Genomic DNA, 15,488 nt, shown 5'->3' on the forward strand with positions numbered 1-15,488 from the left:
GTCCTCCAGGTCAGGCCCGGAGGGCTTTGGCCGGGTCCGGGGAGGGGGTGCCGGTGGGCCACCAGTCGTTGTCGCCCTGACGGCTCTCGTAGGCGTACCAGAGGCCCTCGCGGCTCAGGCGGAGCTGGCGGTTCAGCAGGGTGAGGCGGTTGCGGTCGGGGCGGAAGGCGCCCAGGCCGGCGGCGAGGAGGGCCGGGCGGGCCCGGTCGAAGGGGCCGGCCGGGGGGTCCCAGGGCTCGTCGAGGGCCTCGAGGGCGGGCAGGCCGCCCTGGCGCCAGGCCGCGGCGCCCCGGGCCAGGTCCGTGGTCGTACGGCCGGTGGCGCGGGCCAGGTCGCGGTAGAGGGTCCGGGCGGAGCCGGTGAGCCCGGCCGTGGGGTGCGCGGAGGCCAGCCGGACGGCGTCCTGCCAGAGCGTGAGGCCGGCGATGGGGTCCTCGCCGGTGGTGAGCAGGGCGAGGGCCCTGGCGGCGGCGTCGGTGGCGAGCTGGTCCAGGGCCAGGGGGTCCGGGGCCGCGGGATCGGCCGGGTAGGCGGGCGGCAGGCCCACGGCGGCGGGCGCGGCGAGCGGGGCGGGCAGCGGCGGCAGGACGGCGCGGGCCAGCGCCGCGCGCGCCGGGACCCCGGGGAAGTCCGGTTCCGCGTCGGGCTGTTCGCGCGCGGCGTGGGCGGCGTTGCGGCGGGTCAGCTCGTCCAGCAGCTCCCGCTCGCCCCGGCCGCGCAGGAGAAGCAGCACGAACGGGTCCTCGTCGAGCAGCCGGGCCGCCCGGTAGCAGAGGGCCGCCGCGTGCTTGCACGGCGGACGCGCGACGTCCGGGCAGGAGCAGCGCGGCACGAGCTCGCCCGCGCCGGGCAGGATCGACTCTGCCAGCGACTGCGGAACCTCCCGCTCCAGCAGCGCGGCGAGAGCCGCCGGGTCGGCCGCCACCGCCTCCAGGAGCTCCGCCCACTCGGCGTCGGCGAAGGCGGTCAGCGCCAGCTCGGTGCGGTAGGGGCGCGGCCGGCTGCCCCGCACGTACGCGACGATCCGGCCCGGGGTGATCGTGACCGCGTCGACGTGGCCCTCAGCCGCGTACGCGCGACCGCGCACCAGGCGGGCCGCGTCGCGGGCGCGCTCCTCCAGGGCCGCCACCCAGGCTTGGCCCCACCAGGTCACGGCCTCCACGCCGGCGGGCACGGTCTCGAAGGTGCGGCGGCGGTCGTCGCGGGCGGTGATCACGCGGGCCTCCGCAGGGAGACGAGGTCGGCGAGCTCGCGGTCGGTCAGCTCGGTCAGCGCCGACTCGCCGGAGCCGAGGACGGCGTCGGCCAGGGCCCGCTTCGCCTCCAGCATCTCCGCGATCCGGTCCTCGACCGTGCCCTCCGCGATGATCCGGTGGACCTGCACCGGCTGCGTCTGGCCGATCCGGTACGCGCGGTCGGTGGCCTGCTCCTCGACGGCCGGGTTCCACCAGCGGTCGAAGTGGATGACGTGCCCCGCCCGGGTCAGGTTCAGCCCCGTCCCGGCCGCCTTCAGCGACAGCAGGAACACCGGCACCTCGCCCGCCTGGAACCGGTCCACCAGCTCCTCCCGGCGCGGCACCGGCGTCCCGCCGTGCAGCAGCTGGGTGGAGACGCCCCGCGCGGCGAGGTGCCGCTCGATGAGCCGGGCCATCGTCACGTACTGGGTGAAGACCAGCACCGAGCCGTCCTCGGCGAGGATCGTGTCCAGCAGTTCGTCCAGCAGCGCCAGCTTGCCCGAGCGGTGCGCGATGCGGGGCTGCTCCTCCTTCAGGTACTGCGCCGGGTGGTTGCAGATCTGCTTGAGCGAGGCCAGCAGCTTCATGATCATGCCGCGCCGCTCCATGCCCTCGCTCGCCTCGATCACGGCCATCGCCTCGTCCACCGCCGCCTGGTACAGCGAGACCTGCTCGCGCGTCAGCGACACCGGATGGTCGGTCTCCGTCTTGGGCGGGAGTTCGGGCGCGATCCCGGGATCGGACTTCTTGCGCCGCAGCAGGAACGGCCGTACCAGCGCGGCCAGCCGGGCGACGGCCGCCTCGTTCCCGCCGTCCTCCTCCTGCTGGTGCTCCACCGGTCGGGCATGGCGCGCCCGGAACGTGGTGAGCGGCCCCAGCAGACCGGGCGTCGTCCAGTCGAGCAGCGCCCACAGCTCGGAGAGGTTGTTCTCCACCGGGGTACCGGTCAGCGCCACCCGGGCGGGCGCCGGGATCGTGCGCAGCGCCTTCGCCGTCGCCGACAGCGGGTTCTTGACGTGCTGGGCCTCATCGGCGACGACCATGCCCCAGCTCTGCTCGGCCAGCCGGGCGGCGCCGGCGCGCATCGTCCCGTACGTGGTGAGCACGAAGCCGCCGTCGAGCCCGTCCAGACTGCGGCCGGCCCCGTGGAAGCGGCGCACGGGCGTGCCCGGCGCGAACTTCTCGATCTCCCGCTGCCAGTTGCCCAGCAGCGACGCCGGGCACACGACGAGCGTCGGCTCGGGTCTGTCCCGGTGCAGGTGCAGCGCGATCAGCGTGACCGTCTTGCCCAGGCCCATGTCATCGGCGAGGCAGCCGCCGAGGCCGAGCGAGGTCATCAGGTCCAGCCAGGCCAGACCGCGCGCCTGGTAGTCGCGCAGGGTGGCCTTGAGCGCGGTCGGCTGCGGCAGCGGGGCCAGCTCCCCGGTCAGCCGCTCCCGCAGGGCGGCCAGCGCCCCCACCGGAACCGCCGCGACCGGCTCGCCGTCCACCTCGGCCGTCCCCGTCAGTACGGTGGCCAGCGCGTCCACCGGGTCCAGCAGGCCCAGCTCCCGCTTGCGCGCCTTGCGCACCAGCTCCGGATCGACCCGCACCCACTGGTCCCGCAGCCGCACCACGGGCCGGTGCGCCTGCGCGAGCGCGTCCATCTCCCCCGGGGTGAGCCGGTCGCCGCCCAGCGCGAGCTCCCAGGAGAAGGCGAACAGGTGCTGCGCGTCGAAGAACGCGGTGCCGTCGGTGGCGGAACCGGGCGCCGTCGACCGTACGACGGCGCTCGCGGACAGGGTACGGGCCAGCTCGCGCGGCCAGTGCACCACGACCCCGGCGGCGGCCAGCCGGGGCGCGGCAGCGCCCAGCAGGTCTTCGAGCTCGGGGTCGGACAGGGCCAGCGCATCGGGGACGGGCTGGTCCAGCAGCCGCAGCAGCGGCGGCCACACCCGGGCGGCCCGGCGCAGCGCGAGCACGGCGTCGATGCGGGCACGCGGCCCGAACCCGGCGGCCGCCGTCCCCGCCCACAGCGTCGCGGCGTCGGCGACGAGGGTGGGGTCGGCAAGGCTGTGCACCTGGACGACGGCCGCGCCCGCGCGCCGGACGTCCCCGGGCTCGGCCTCGTCGAAGAGGCGGAACGAGGACAGGTCCAGCCGCAGCGAGATCCCCACCCCGGTATCGGCGCCGGCCGCGACCTGGGCCGCCCAGTCCTGTATCCCCGGCACCCGCTGCGGCTCCCACGCGGCGAACGGCCGCCCGGCCGCGACGGGCGCGGCCGGGGTACGGGGCAGGCTGTCCGCGACGGCATCGAGGAACGCCCGCACCAGGGCCTCCGGTTCGGGCAGTTGCAGCGGCCGACGACCGGCCAGCGGGGTGGCGTACGCCTCGTGGGGCAGGGCGGCGGCGATCGCCCTCAGGTGCCCGATGTCCCCGGCGTCGAGCGGCCCGGCACGCCAGGCGTCGACGCCGTCAGGGGTGAGCCCGGGAAGCACCCGCCCCCGGGCGACGAGGGTGAGCGCCTGCACGGCCGCGGTGCCCCAGGCGCGGGTGGCGGGATGCGCGGCGCCGCTGCGCGCGGCCCGGGCCAGCAACGGCAGCGCGGCGGTGACGGACAGTGCGAGCCCGGGCACGATGCGCGTGCGTACCCCGTCGCCCGACGGCCGGACGACCGTGAGCGGAGCCGTCTCGCCGGGCAGGGAGTCCTCGCTGGGCAGGGAGTCCCCGTCGGGCGCCCAGAAAACGACCCGCCCCTCACGCGGCACGGACGCGGGAAGAAAGACGGCAGCGTGCCGCAGCAATGCCACGACCAATGCCATGACCATCCCCCTCCCACCTCGGTCTCCGGCCGCGAAGCCACTCGCAACGAGTCTAGGCGTGACCACTGACAACGCCCCTGACCTGCCCGTACGCAGCCGCTGGGCAGGACGGCCAGGACGGGCAGGACGTTTCAGCGCGACCAGCGGGACTGCTCGTGCGCGTAGCCGTAGGTCGGGCGGGCCGTCGCCGCGCTGGTGCGCCACGGGCGGCCGTTGTCGTCCAGGCGGAGGGTGCCCGAGCCGGCGGGGCCGGTCCAACGGAGGTCGAGCGACCAGTCGCAGTCGCACCCCGTGGCAGTGGCCTCCACCCGCAACACGACCGGCTCGGCCGCCGACACCCGCAGCGGGAACGCGGGCGCCGCGAGCCGCACCCCCGCGTCGTTCCCGGCCGCCGGGCGGGCCAGCGGGCGCGGGGCGTCCAGGTTGACGGCGAACCCGGCCGGGGTGAGCCCGCCGCCGCAGCCCTGGGACATCTGGTACACGTTCCACGCCGGCGGCGTGCGCCGCGCGGTGACCCGTACCTCCAGGTCCTCCAGGACCACCGCCTCCGTACCCGGACCCACGCCGTGCAGGGTCACCTCCACGATCTGCGACCCGGCGTGCACCGCCCGCCCCGCGTCCGCCCAGGCCGGCGCGTCCGCCTCGACCGGGGGCGGGGGCATGCTGCCCGGGCCCCGCTCGGCCAGGTAGGCGTGATCACAACCCCCCGCCCAGACGTGCGACCGCACGGCCGCCCGAAGCGGCGCCTTGGCAGCAGGAGTGGGAGAAGGCGAGGAAGAGGGAAGCACCGCCGACCCCGCCGGGGCCCGCCCCGTAGGCGCCAGAACGAACGCGCTCCCCGCCACCACCGCCACGACCCCGGCGACAGCCAGCCCCAGCCCCCAACGACGCCGGTACCACGGCCCCGAAGCCGGTGCCGAACCCGAAGCCGGCCCCGCCGGCGCCACCGGCACGGACCCCGAGCCCGAGGCCGACTCCGCCACCGGTACCGGCACCGGCACGGACCCCGCACCCGACTCCGCCTCCGCCACCGGAGCCGGCCCGCGCACCGGACCCTGGACCGCCACCGGAGCCGGAGCCTCCACCGGCACCGCCCCGGACACCGGCCCCTGAACCGCCCCCAGACCCGGCGGACCCCCGGCCGCCCCCGCGGCCGCCGCCCTGCGCCGGGCGTCCGCCAGGAGCCACGCCCGGTGGAGTTCCACCGCCTCCTCCCCCGTCGCCCCGCACGCCCGCGCGAAGCGGTCCACCACCGCGAACTCCGCCGGTACCGCGTCCCCGGTGCAGTACCGATGCAGCGTCGACGTACTCGTGTGCAGCCGCCGCGCCAGCGACCCGTAACTCAGTCCCGCCCGCTCCTTCAGCTCCCGCATCAGCCGCGCGAACCGCACCGCCTCGTCCACGACGCCCCCGTCCGTCCCGTGACTTCGTTCCATGCAGGGGGTGTTCCCCCAGGTGACAGCCCGTATCGCCGTTCCAGTGTCCCGAATCCGCCGTGTCCCGTGGCCCGGCACCCCGCGGTGGGTAAGGCTCAGCACACAGACCGTCAGCACACCGCTCGCAACGGGGAGATCCGACCATGTCCCGACGTACACGACGTACGACCACCGCCACCGCGTTCACCGCCGCGGCGGCCGCGGCCGCCGCGCTGCTCCTCACCACCTCCACCACCGCCGCGGCCGCCACCGCCCCCGGCTTCATCAAGGGCACCGACCTCCCGAAGCACCCCGGCTCCGCGTGGTCCACCGGCGCGGTCGTCAAGGGCCTCCCCGAGGACGCGCCGTTCTGCCTGGACGGCGTGCTCCCTGCGGCCGGCAGCTGGCACCGCTCCTTCGGCACCGAGTTCGACACCAGCGCCGTGCAGATCTCCGTGCGCGCCGCCTCCACCGACGCCGCGGTCAAGCTCACCGCCGCCCTGGAGCGCAAGGTCGCGGCCTGCGCCGCCGACTGGCTGCGCACCACCCCGGGCGGGACGGCCTCCTGGCAGGACTACGGCAAGATCAACGTCGAGGAGGGCGCGCACGTCTACGGCGTGCACACCTCGATCCCGGACTCCGAGCCCGGTGTGCACCTCTACGGGATCGGTCGCGACGGCTCCACCGTCACCGTCGTGAAGTGGGGCCAGATGGGCAACCTCGGCGACGCCCCCGTCCCGGCCTTCAAGAACACGACGACCACCGCCGTGAACAAGCTGAACCCGTAGCCAGGACATCAGCCCCCGGCGCGCCTCCCAGTGGGACCATGGACGGACAGGGAAGCGAGGCGATGGCCATGCGTTCCGGAAACGAACCGGTGACCGCCCGCAGTCCGCTGCGGCTGCGGTTCTGGCTGAGCCTGTGGGGACTGATCTGGGCCGCCGCCGGGGCGGCCGCGTTCTCGCTGGTCGGCCGCCCCGGGTGGGCGGCTGCCTGCGCGGTGGTCGCGGTACTGGCGGCAGTGGACCTGGCCGTGGTGATCCACCACATCCACCAGGGTCCGCACTACCAGCCGGGCCCGGACATCCCGCCGTACGAGCCTCCGCGCCGCCGCTGAAGCGCGGACCGGAAACGCCGCGGCGGAACCGCGGTCGAACCGCGGCCGCCGGACACCACGGCCGTCAGTCCTCGAAGCGGGCCGCCGCCAGATAGTCCGGCTGCGGATCGAGGGCGGCGGCCAGCCGGAAGTGCTTGCGCGCCTGCTCGGGCCGCCCGGAGCGCTCATGGGTGCGGGCCAGCGCGAAGTGCGCGAACGCGTTGTCGGGCTCGCGCTCCAGCACCAGCTCGAACTCAAGCGTCGCCGGGCGGAGTTGGGCCGCCGCGAAGAAGGCCCGGGCACGCAGCAACCGGGCCGCCGTGTTCTCCGGGTGGGCGGCTATGACCGAGTCGAGGAGCTTGACCGCGCCGCGCGGGTCGCGCGCGGCAAGGAGCTGCTCGGCGGCCCGGAAGTCGATGACATGCGTCTCCGGGCTGCCGGCCCCGGAAGAGGACGGCTGCGACGGACGCGACGGCGGCCTGGTCTCGGACACGATCAGATCCTTCCCTCTGCGGCGCGTTCCACGCCCCGCCCACACCCTGCCAGCTCTTCCATGCACACGTCAGGCCCCGGACACCGCCGCCCGCGCCGTGAGTTCCTCCCACACCTTGCGCACCTGCGGCTCCAGCGCCTCCAGCGGCCCGTCGTTGTCGATCACGAGCGTCGCGACCGCCAGCCGCTGCTCCCGCGTCGCCTGCGCGGCCATCCGGGCCCGCGCCTCCTCCTCGGCCATCCCCCGCAGCCCGACCAGCCGGGCCAACTGCGTCTCGGGCGCGGCGTCCACCACGACCACCAGGTCGTACAGCGGCGCCAGCCCGTTCTCCGCGAGCAGCGGTACGTCGTGCACCACGATCGCGTCGGCCCCCGCGGCCGCCTCCAGCTCGGCGGACCGGGCCCCGACCAGCGGGTGCACGATCGAGTTCAGGGTCTGGAGCTTCGCCGGGTCGGCGAACACCACCGAGCCCAGCTTCGGCCGGTCCAGCCTGCCCTCCGGCGTCAGTACGGACTCCCCGAACGCCGCGACGACGGCCGCGAGCCCGGGCGTACCGGGTTCCACGACCTCCCGCGCGATGCGGTCGGCGTCCACGATGACCGCCCCGTACCCCGCCAGCAGCCGCGAGACCTCGCTCTTGCCGGCTCCGATTCCGCCCGTCAGGCCAATCTTCAGCATGCCCGGCACACTAGCCCCCGCGCCCTGCCCCTCGTACAGCCCCCCGACGTACAGCCCCCGGCGCTCCCGGACCGGGAGCGCTCAGCCCTCGCCCTCGCGCTCCGCCAGGAACCGCTCGAACTCGCGCCCGATCTCGTCCGCTGACGGGATCTCGGTGGGCTCGGCGAGCATGTTCCCCCGCGTCTCCGCGCCGGCCGCCGCGTCGTACTGGTGCTCCAGCCCCTGGACCAGGCTGACGAGTTCCTCGTCGCCCTCCCGGATCTGGCGGTCGATCTCCGTCTGCGTGCGGTGCGCCTCGGTCCGCAGGGCGTGCGCCACGGCCGGCAGGACCAGCCCCGTCGCCGCGGTGATCGCCTCCAGCGCCGTCAGCGCCGCGTCCGGGTACGGGGAGCGGGCCACGTAGTGCGGGACGTGCGCGGCGACACCCAGGACGTCGTGCCCGGCCTGCCCGAGGCGGAACTCGACCAGCGACTCCGCGCTGCCCGGCACCTGCGCCTCGTCGAACGGGCTGCGGTGGCCCGGCATCAGGTCGGTCCGGTTGCCGTGCGGGGTGATGCCGACGGGCCGCGTGTGCGGGACGCCCATCGGGATGCCGTGGAAGTTGACCGAGAGCCGGACGCCGAGGCGCTCGACGATCTGCCGGACGGCGACGGCGAAGCGCTCCCACTCCACATCCGGCTCCGGGCCGGAGAGCAGCAGGAACGGCGCGCCCGTGGCGTCCTGTACGAGGCGCACCTCCAGGCGGGGCTCCTCGAACTCGGACCAGTGGTCGCGCTGGAACGTCAGCAGCGGGCGCCGGGCCCGGTAGTCCACCAGGCGGTCCGCGTCGAAGCTGGCCACCAGCTGGTGGGGCAGGGTGTCGAGGACGCGCTCGACGATCTGCTCGCCCGCCTCACCCGCGTCGATGTAGCCCTCGAAGTGGTAGAGCATGACCAGCCCGGCCGAGTCCTGGGCGAGCGCCAGGTCCGCCACCGCCAGGCCCTTGGCGTCCCATTCGTACAAACCTTGTGGATCAAGCACCGTCACCACTCCTCCTCGCCGCGTTCTCTGCGAAGAACGTCCAAGGCGGCGCGACCATTCCCCAGTTGGGCCCTTTCACGGGAACGCAACGAAAGACGCCGGGCGGGGACGCGTTCCCGCCCGGCGCGGCTCCGCGAACGCGACAAGGCCCGCCCCCCGGAGGGGACGGGCCTTGTCTCTCAGCTCAGCTGCTCACACCCGCGCCGGGGCGCGGAGCGTGGTGCGCGCTGCGATCAGCTCTGGCCGCCGGCCAGCTTCTCGCGGAGCGCGGCCAGGGCCTCGTCGGAGGCCAGGGCGCCCGAGGTCTCGTCCGACTCCGAGGAGTACGAACCACCCGAGATGCCCGCACCGGCGTTGCCACCGGCGGCCGGGGCGGCAGCGCCCTCGGCAGCGGCGGCCTCGTCGGCCTCGCGGCTCTTGATGACCTGCGCCTGGTGCTGCTCGAAGCGCTGCTGCGCCTCGGCGTACTGGCGCTCCCACGTCTCGCGCTGGGCGTCGAAGCCCTCGAGCCAGTCGTTGGTCTCGGGGTCGAAGCCCTCGGGGTAGATGTAGTTGCCCTGGTCGTCGTAAGACGCGGCCATGCCGTACAGGGTCGGGTCGAACTCGACCGACGCCGGGTCGGCACCGAAGGACTCGTTGGCCTGCTTCAGCGACAGCGAGATCCGGCGACGCTCAAGGTCGATGTCGATGACCTTGACGAAGATCTCGTCGTTGACCTGGACGACCTGCTCCGGGATCTCCACGTGGCGCTCGGCCAGCTCGGAGATGTGGACCAGGCCCTCGATGCCCTCGTCCACGCGGACGAACGCACCGAACGGAACCAGCTTGGTGACCTTACCCGGGACGACCTGACCGATCTGGTGGGTCCGGGCGAACTGCTGCCACGGGTCTTCCTGCGTCGCCTTCAGCGACAGGGAGACACGCTCGCGGTCCATGTCGACGTCGAGGACCTCGACGGTGACTTCCTGGCCGACCTCGACAACCTCGGACGGGTGGTCGATGTGCTTCCAGGACAGCTCGGAGACGTGGACGAGACCGTCGACGCCACCCAGGTCCACGAAGGCACCGAAGTTGACGATCGAGGAAACGACGCCGGAGCGGACCTGACCCTTCTGCAGGGTGGTGAGGAACGTCTGGCGAACCTCGGACTGGGTCTGCTCGAGCCAGGCGCGGCGGGACAGGACCACGTTGTTGCGGTTCTTGTCCAGCTCGATGATCTTCGCCTCGAGCTCCTTGCCCACGTAGGGCTGGAGGTCGCGGACGCGGCGCATCTCGACGAGGGAGGCCGGCAGGAAGCCGCGGAGGCCGATGTCGAGGATGAGACCACCCTTGACGACCTCGATGACGGTACCGGTGACGATGCCGTCTTCTTCCTTGATCTTCTCGATCGTGCCCCAGGCACGCTCGTACTGAGCGCGCTTCTTGGACAGGATCAGGCGGCCTTCCTTGTCCTCCTTCTGGAGAACCAGGGCCTCGATCTCGTCGCCGACCTTGACGACCTCGTTCGGGTCGACGTCGTGCTTGATCGAGAGCTCACGGCTCGGGATCACGCCTTCGGTCTTGTAACCGATGTCGAGCAGGACCTCGTCCCGGTCGACCTTCACGATGACGCCGTCGACGATGTCGCCGTCGTTGAAGTACTTGATCGTCTCGTCGATCGCGGCGAGGAAGGCTTCCTCGTTACCGATGTCGTTGACCGCTACCTGCGGGGTGGTAGAGGTGGTCTCGGTGCTGCTCGTCATGTGGGAAAGGGCTCCGGTTACGGACAGAAAGTCGTAGGTACTGCTACGCCGGGAGCCCTTATCGGCATCTGCCGAAGAAGCCGGACAGCCAAGGAAGCCCATACTCCGCATGAAGCGGCACGGGCCTCGAGAACCGAGGGGACATCAACAGATGCAAGCGCAGCCTGCTAGGTCTGAGGAGCACAGGCTCGCAGCGCAACTTGTAGCATACGGGGGCAGCCGGACAGGGTCAATGCGCGAAGGCGCACACCCCGGGCGGATCACCGCATAACCGGCACAATTCGTGGGCGGGCGGGCGCCGATGGCCCTTCCCGAACACTTTCCGACCTCTTTCCGACCCTGCTTCCGCAGACTACGACGACGGGCCCCATGAACCAAGAGGACTACGCCCCCGAAGAAGCGTACGAAGCCGACGATGCCTCCGGCGACGACTCCGAGGCCACGCGGCGTGACGCGGACGACGCGGAGAGCAGCCGGGCGAGCCGCGGCTGGTGGGACCGCAACGCCGACGAGTACCAGAGCGAGCACGGGGCGTTCCTCGGCGACGACCGCTTCGTCTGGGGGCCCGAGGGCCTGGACGAGGCGGAGGCCGCGCTGCTCGGCCCGGCGGCCTCCCTCAAGGGCAAGGACGTCCTGGAGATCGGCGCCGGCGCCGCGCAGTGCTCGCGCTGGCTGGCCGCCCAGGGCGCCCGCCCGGTGGCCCTGGACCTCTCGCACCGCCAGCTCCAGCACGCCCTGCGCATCGGCGACGACGTCCCGCTGGTCGAGGCCGACGCCGGGAGGCTGCCGTTCCGCGACGGCTCCTTCGACCTGGCCTGCTCCGCGTACGGGGCCGTCCCCTTCGTCGCGGACCCCGTCAACGTGATGCGCGAGGTGCGCCGCGTCCTGCGCCCCGGCGGCCGCTGGGTCTTCTCCGTGACCCACCCCGTCCGCTGGGCCTTCCCCGACGAGCCCGGCCCCGAGGGGCTGTCCGTCGCCGCGTCCTACTTCGACCGGACCCCGTACGTGGAGCAGGACGAGCAGGGCCGCGCCGTGTACGTGGAGCACCACCGCACCCTGGGCGACCGGGTGCGCGACGTGGTGGCGGGCGGGTTCCGCCTGGTGGACCTGGTCGAGCCGGAGTGGCCCGCCTGGAACACCCAGGAGTGGGGCGGCTGGTCCCCGCTGCGCGGCAACCTGATCCCCGGTACCGCGATCTTCGTCTGCGAGAGGGACTGACCCCACCGTGACCGCGATCCGCCAGGCCGACCTCGACGCCCTTCCCGTACGGGAGGCCGTGCCCGCGCTGGTCTCGGCGCTGGACTCCCACGGCACGGCGGTGCTGTGCGCGCCGCCCGGCACCGGCAAGACCACGCTGGTGCCGCTGGTGCTGGCCGGGCTGGTGGGCGGCGGGCCCATCCGCCGGGTCGTGGTCGCCGAGCCCCGGCGGATCGCCGCCCGGGCGGCGGCGCGGCGGATGGCCTGGCTGCTGGGCGAGGCCGTCGGCGGTTCGGTGGGCTTCACGGTGCGCGGGGAGCGGGTGGCGGGGCCGGGGACGGTGGTCGAGGTGGTGACCACCGGGGTGCTGCTCCAGCGGTTGCAGCGCGACCAGGAGCTGTCCGGCGTCGACCTGGTGGTCCTGGACGAGTGCCACGAGCGGCACCTCGACGCCGATGCGGTCGCCGCGTTCCTCCTGGACGTACGGGAAACCCTGCGCCCTGAGCTGCGGCTGGTGGCGGCGTCGGCGACGACCGACGCGGCCGGCTGGGCCCGGGTGCTCGGCGGGGCGCCGGTGGTGGAGGCCGCCGGGGTCTCGTACCCGGTGGAGACGGTGTGGGCGCCGCCGGCCCGGCCGGTGCGGCCGCCGCACGGGATGCGGGTGGATCCGGCGCAGCTGACGCACGTGGCCTCGGTGGTGCGGCGGGCGCTGGCGGAACGCCGCGGCGATGTCCTGTGCTTCCTGCCCGGCGTGGGCGAGCTCGCCCGCGTCGCGGGGCAGCTGGGCGCGGTCGACGCGGAGGTGCTCCAGATCCACGGCCGGGCCCCGGCGGCCGTCCAGGAAGCGGCGCTGTCCGTGGCCGGGCACCGCAGGGTGATCCTGTCCACCGCGGTCGCGGAGTCGAGCCTGACCGTGCCGGGGGTACGGGTGGTGGTGGACTCGGGGCTGGCCCGGGAACCCCGGGTGGACCACGCGCGGGGTCTGGGCGCGCTGGCGACCGTACGGGCATCGCGCGCGGCCGGGCGCCAGCGGGCCGGGCGGGCGGGGCGCGAGGCGCCGGGGGCGGTGTACCGCTGCTGGTCGGAAGCGGAGGACGGCCGCCTGCCGGCGTTCCCGTCCCCCGAGATCCGGATCGCGGACCTGGCGCAGTTCGCGCTCCAGGCGGCGTGCTGGGGCGACCCGGACGCGGCCGGGCTGGCGCTGCTGGATCCGCCGCCCGCCGGGGCGATGGCCGCGGCGCGGGAGGTGCTGGTCGCGGTGGGCGCGGTCGCGCCTGACGGCCGGGTCACCCCGCGGGGTGTGGCCATGGCCCGCCTCGGCCTGCATCCGCGCCTGGCCCGGGCGCTGCTGGACGGAGCCGCGGCCGTGGGCCCCCGGCGGGCGGCGGAGCTGGTGGCCCTGCTGAGCGAGGAGCCGCCGCGGGAGTACGGCGACGACCTGGCCGCCGCGTGGCGGCGGGCGCGGGCGGGCGGCGACGCGTATGCCGCCCGCTGGCGCACGGAAGCCGCTCGCCTGCGCCGGGCCGCCTCCGCCGGCCCTGCGGGGCCCTCCTCCGAACCCGGGGCCGCGCCCCCGGTGGGGGCCGCGCCTCCGGTGGGGGCCGCGCCTCCGGTGGGGGCCGCTCCCCCACACCCGCGCGCCTCGAACGCCGGCGGGGCCGAACCGGCGCCGCGCACCGGCCGGCCCGCCGGCGACACCGGCGACACACTCGACGGCGCACAGGGACCGGCCTCGCCCCGTGCCCTCTCCGACGCGGCCGTACAGGCGACCGACGGGCGGGCGTCCGGGGGCGCAGCGCCCGGCGATGACGCCGCCGCCGGATTGGTGGCCGCGCTGGCGTTTCCCGAGCGGGTGGCGAAGGCCAAGGGGGAAGGGGCGTTCCTGATGGCCTCCGGGACCGCGGCCGAGCTCGGCGACGGGTCGCGGCTGCGCAGCGCGCCCTGGCTGGCCGTCGCCGTCGCGGACCGGGGCCCGCACGCCGCGTCCGCCCGGGTCCGCCTCGGCGCCGTCGTCGACGAGGACACCGCCCGCGAAGCCGCCGCGCACCTGCTCAGCGCGGCCGAAGAGGTCCGCTGGGAGGACGGCGACCTCGTCGCCCGCGCGGCGCAGCGGCTCGGGGCGATCGAGCTCTCCGTACGCCCGCTGAGGAACCCCGACCCGGACCTCGTCCGCTCCGCCCTCCTGGACGGCCTCCGCCGTGACGGCCTCGGCCTGCTGCGGTGGACCGCCGACGCGGGGGCGCTCCGGGCCCGGCTCGGCTTCCTGCACCGGACGCTCGGCGGCGCGTGGCCCGACGTAGCGGACGACGGGGCGCTGCTGGCGCGGGCCGACGACTGGCTGGAGCCCGAGCTGTCCCGGGCCCGCCGCCGCGCGGACCTCGCCCGGATCGACGCCGGGCAGGCCCTGAACCGGCTGCTGCCCTGGGCCACCGGCGAGGCCGCCCGGCTCGACGAGCTGGCCCCCGAACGGATCGAGGTGCCCAGCGGTTCCCGGATCCGGGTGGACTACTCGGCCGAGCACGGGCAGCCCGTACTGGCCGTGAAGCTCCAGGAGCTGTTCGGGCTGGCCGAGACCCCGAAGGTGGCCGGGGTGCCGGTCCTGGTGCACCTGCTGTCCCCGGCCGGGCGACCCGCCGCCGTCACCGCCGACCTGGCCTCCTTCTGGCAGGGCGGCTACCGCGCCGTCCGCGCCGAGCTGCGCGGCCGCTACCCCAAGCACCCGTGGCCCGAGGACCCGGCGACCGCCGAGCCCACCCGGCACACCAACGCCCGCCTCAGGCGGTGAGCCCCTCCCCGGAACCGGATCCGGAACCCGGCCCGGAACCGGCACCGGCGCCGGCACCCGCCTCGCCCCGGCGGCCCCGCGCCTCCAGCCACAGCGCCAGCCCGAACAGCGCGAGCCCGCCGGCCGCGAGGCCGATCGGCGCGTACGTGTGCAGCGCGAGCACCTTCGTACGGTTCGACCTGACCAGGTCGAGGGTGTACTCGGCGTAGTCCGCCCGCATCTTCACGTGCCCGGCGAAGACGGTGAGCTTGCCGTCGGGCGCGCCGGCCGCGATGCCGCCGCGCATCTCCTGCTCGATGACCTGCTCGGCGTTGACGGGCGCGCCGGTCACCGGGTCGACCCAGAACATGGCCTTGACCTGGTACCAGAGGCTGGTGCCGGTGCTCTGCTCGAAGGTCGCCGGGTCGATGCCCTCGATCGGCATCTTCTTCGGCAGCGAGACCTTCGTCCAGGGCACGGTCTGCTCGTAGTAGTAGACCTCCATCCCCTTGTACGTGCGCGGGCCGACGTAGTGGATCGGCGAGGAGGTGCGGGTCTGCGCGTCGAAGTAGAGGTAGTCGCGCGGCTCGGTGAAGAACGGCCACTTGAACTCGATGCCCTCGCGCTTGACCGGGTCGCCGTCGACCATCTCGCCCGTGGCGTGCACCGGGTCCTGGGTGTGGGCGTCGAAGATGTAGCGCTCGGGGATCTGGGAGACCATCTTCCCGTCCGGCCCGATGATGTGGGAGAGCGTGTCCCAGACGACGACGTCCTTTCCGGCGCTCGCCTCTATCTCCTTCGACGCCTCCACGTTGCCCTTGAGGGTCTGGACGATCGTGACCTTGTCCACCTTCTTGGGCTGCATGCCGGCGGTGTAGTCGAGGAGGGTCGCGTCCTTCGCCTCCAGGACCATCTCCTGGTACTGGCTCGGCGGGATCTTGGCGAGCCTGGGGTACGCGTACCAGCGCAGCAGCGGCGCGAGGGCGGCGAGGAACACGGCGAAGGCGAGCAGGACGAGGCTGGCGGTGCGTCTCAAGGCCGGGCCTCC

At 74.5% G+C, this 15,488-nt stretch carries 12 protein-coding genes; 4 read left to right on the top strand and 8 right to left on the bottom strand.

The window, feature by feature from the left end:
• Positions 1 to 10: 10 nt before the first annotated feature.
• The 3 genes from OG982_RS06340 to OG982_RS06350 all read right to left on the bottom strand — a co-directional run bounded on the left by OG982_RS06340 (position 11) and on the right by OG982_RS06350 (position 5,471).
• Positions 11 to 1,216 carry an SWIM zinc finger family protein gene (locus OG982_RS06340; RefSeq protein ID WP_323139233.1) on the bottom strand — a complete coding sequence of 402 codons (1,206 nt, stop codon included), beginning with the start codon at positions 1,214 to 1,216 and terminating at the stop codon, positions 11 to 13.
• Positions 1,213 to 4,035 carry a DEAD/DEAH box helicase gene (locus OG982_RS06345; RefSeq protein WP_266789009.1) on the bottom strand — a complete coding sequence of 941 codons (2,823 nt, stop codon included), beginning with the start codon at positions 4,033 to 4,035 and terminating at the stop codon, positions 1,213 to 1,215. Before OG982_RS06345 ends, OG982_RS06340 begins: the two co-directional genes overlap by 4 nt.
• 131 nt (positions 4,036 to 4,166) lie before the next feature.
• The gene (locus OG982_RS06350) at positions 4,167 to 5,471 is read right to left on the bottom strand and encodes a transcriptional regulator (RefSeq protein WP_266789007.1); all 1,305 of its coding nucleotides are present in this window, start codon (positions 5,469 to 5,471) and stop codon (positions 4,167 to 4,169) included.
• A 143-nt stretch (positions 5,472 to 5,614) separates the two neighbouring features.
• Here OG982_RS06350 and OG982_RS06355 point away from each other — a divergent pair, with 143 nt between their 5' ends.
• Positions 5,615 to 6,238, top strand: a complete 624-nt coding sequence (locus OG982_RS06355; RefSeq protein ID WP_266789005.1) for a hypothetical protein — start codon at positions 5,615 to 5,617, stop codon at positions 6,236 to 6,238.
• A 68-nt stretch (positions 6,239 to 6,306) separates the two neighbouring features.
• A complete protein-coding gene (locus OG982_RS06360; protein ID WP_266948089.1) occupies positions 6,307 to 6,567 on the top strand; it encodes a DUF6343 family protein in 261 nt (86 codons plus the stop codon).
• Between the two features lie 64 nt (positions 6,568 to 6,631).
• Here OG982_RS06360 and OG982_RS06365 read toward each other — a convergent pair whose 3' ends face one another.
• The 4 genes from OG982_RS06365 to rpsA form a co-directional block, all read right to left on the bottom strand.
• Entirely contained in the window at positions 6,632 to 7,039 is a 408-nt protein-coding gene (locus OG982_RS06365; RefSeq protein WP_266789001.1) for a tetratricopeptide repeat protein, read from the bottom strand.
• Between the two features lie 69 nt (positions 7,040 to 7,108).
• Positions 7,109 to 7,717 (bottom strand): dephospho-CoA kinase, encoded by a 609-nt coding sequence (coaE, locus tag OG982_RS06370; protein ID WP_266788999.1) that lies wholly within the window; start codon positions 7,715 to 7,717, stop codon positions 7,109 to 7,111.
• Positions 7,718 to 7,798: 81 nt separating this feature from the next.
• Positions 7,799 to 8,737, bottom strand: coding sequence for a PAC2 family protein (locus OG982_RS06375; RefSeq protein WP_266788997.1), 939 nt, complete (start codon positions 8,735 to 8,737; stop codon positions 7,799 to 7,801).
• A gap of 233 nt (positions 8,738 to 8,970) precedes the next feature.
• Positions 8,971 to 10,479 (bottom strand): 30S ribosomal protein S1, encoded by a 1,509-nt coding sequence (gene rpsA / locus OG982_RS06380; RefSeq protein ID WP_266788996.1) that lies wholly within the window; start codon positions 10,477 to 10,479, stop codon positions 8,971 to 8,973.
• Positions 10,480 to 10,848: 369 nt separating this feature from the next.
• Here rpsA and OG982_RS06385 point away from each other — a divergent pair, with 369 nt between their 5' ends.
• Positions 10,849 to 11,697 (top strand): class I SAM-dependent methyltransferase, encoded by an 849-nt coding sequence (locus OG982_RS06385; protein ID WP_266788994.1) that lies wholly within the window; start codon positions 10,849 to 10,851, stop codon positions 11,695 to 11,697.
• A gap of 7 nt (positions 11,698 to 11,704) precedes the next feature.
• Positions 11,705 to 14,461, top strand: a complete 2,757-nt coding sequence (locus OG982_RS06390) for an ATP-dependent RNA helicase (RefSeq protein ID WP_266788992.1) — start codon at positions 11,705 to 11,707, stop codon at positions 14,459 to 14,461.
• Here the strand turns inward: OG982_RS06390 and OG982_RS06395 are convergent.
• A complete protein-coding gene (locus tag OG982_RS06395) occupies positions 14,451 to 15,476 on the bottom strand; it encodes a DUF3068 domain-containing protein (protein ID WP_266788990.1) in 1,026 nt (341 codons plus the stop codon). The two genes, OG982_RS06390 and OG982_RS06395, sit on opposite strands and share 11 nt — an antisense overlap.
• Positions 15,477 to 15,488: the final 12 nt, after the last annotated feature.

The organism is Streptomyces sp. NBC_01551, from assembly GCF_026339935.1.
In the GTDB taxonomy this organism is placed as follows: domain Bacteria; phylum Actinomycetota; class Actinomycetes; order Streptomycetales; family Streptomycetaceae; genus Streptomyces.

Excerpts from the sequence above, each read along its gene's own strand:
- rpsA (WP_266788996.1), bottom strand. The coding sequence starts at position 10,479 with ATGACGAGCAGCACCGAGACCACCTCTACCACCCCGCAGGTAGCGGTC.
- OG982_RS06345 (WP_266789009.1), bottom strand. The coding sequence starts at position 4,035 with ATGGCATTGGTCGTGGCATTGCTGCGGCACGCTGCCGTCTTTCTTCCC.
- coaE (WP_266788999.1), bottom strand. The coding sequence starts at position 7,717 with ATGCTGAAGATTGGCCTGACGGGCGGAATCGGAGCCGGCAAGAGCGAG.
- OG982_RS06360 (WP_266948089.1), top strand. The coding sequence starts at position 6,307 with ATGCGTTCCGGAAACGAACCGGTGACCGCCCGCAGTCCGCTGCGGCTG.
- OG982_RS06355 (WP_266789005.1), top strand. The coding sequence starts at position 5,615 with ATGTCCCGACGTACACGACGTACGACCACCGCCACCGCGTTCACCGCC.
- OG982_RS06385 (WP_266788994.1), top strand. The coding sequence starts at position 10,849 with ATGAACCAAGAGGACTACGCCCCCGAAGAAGCGTACGAAGCCGACGAT.
- OG982_RS06350 (WP_266789007.1), bottom strand. The coding sequence starts at position 5,471 with ATGGAACGAAGTCACGGGACGGACGGGGGCGTCGTGGACGAGGCGGTG.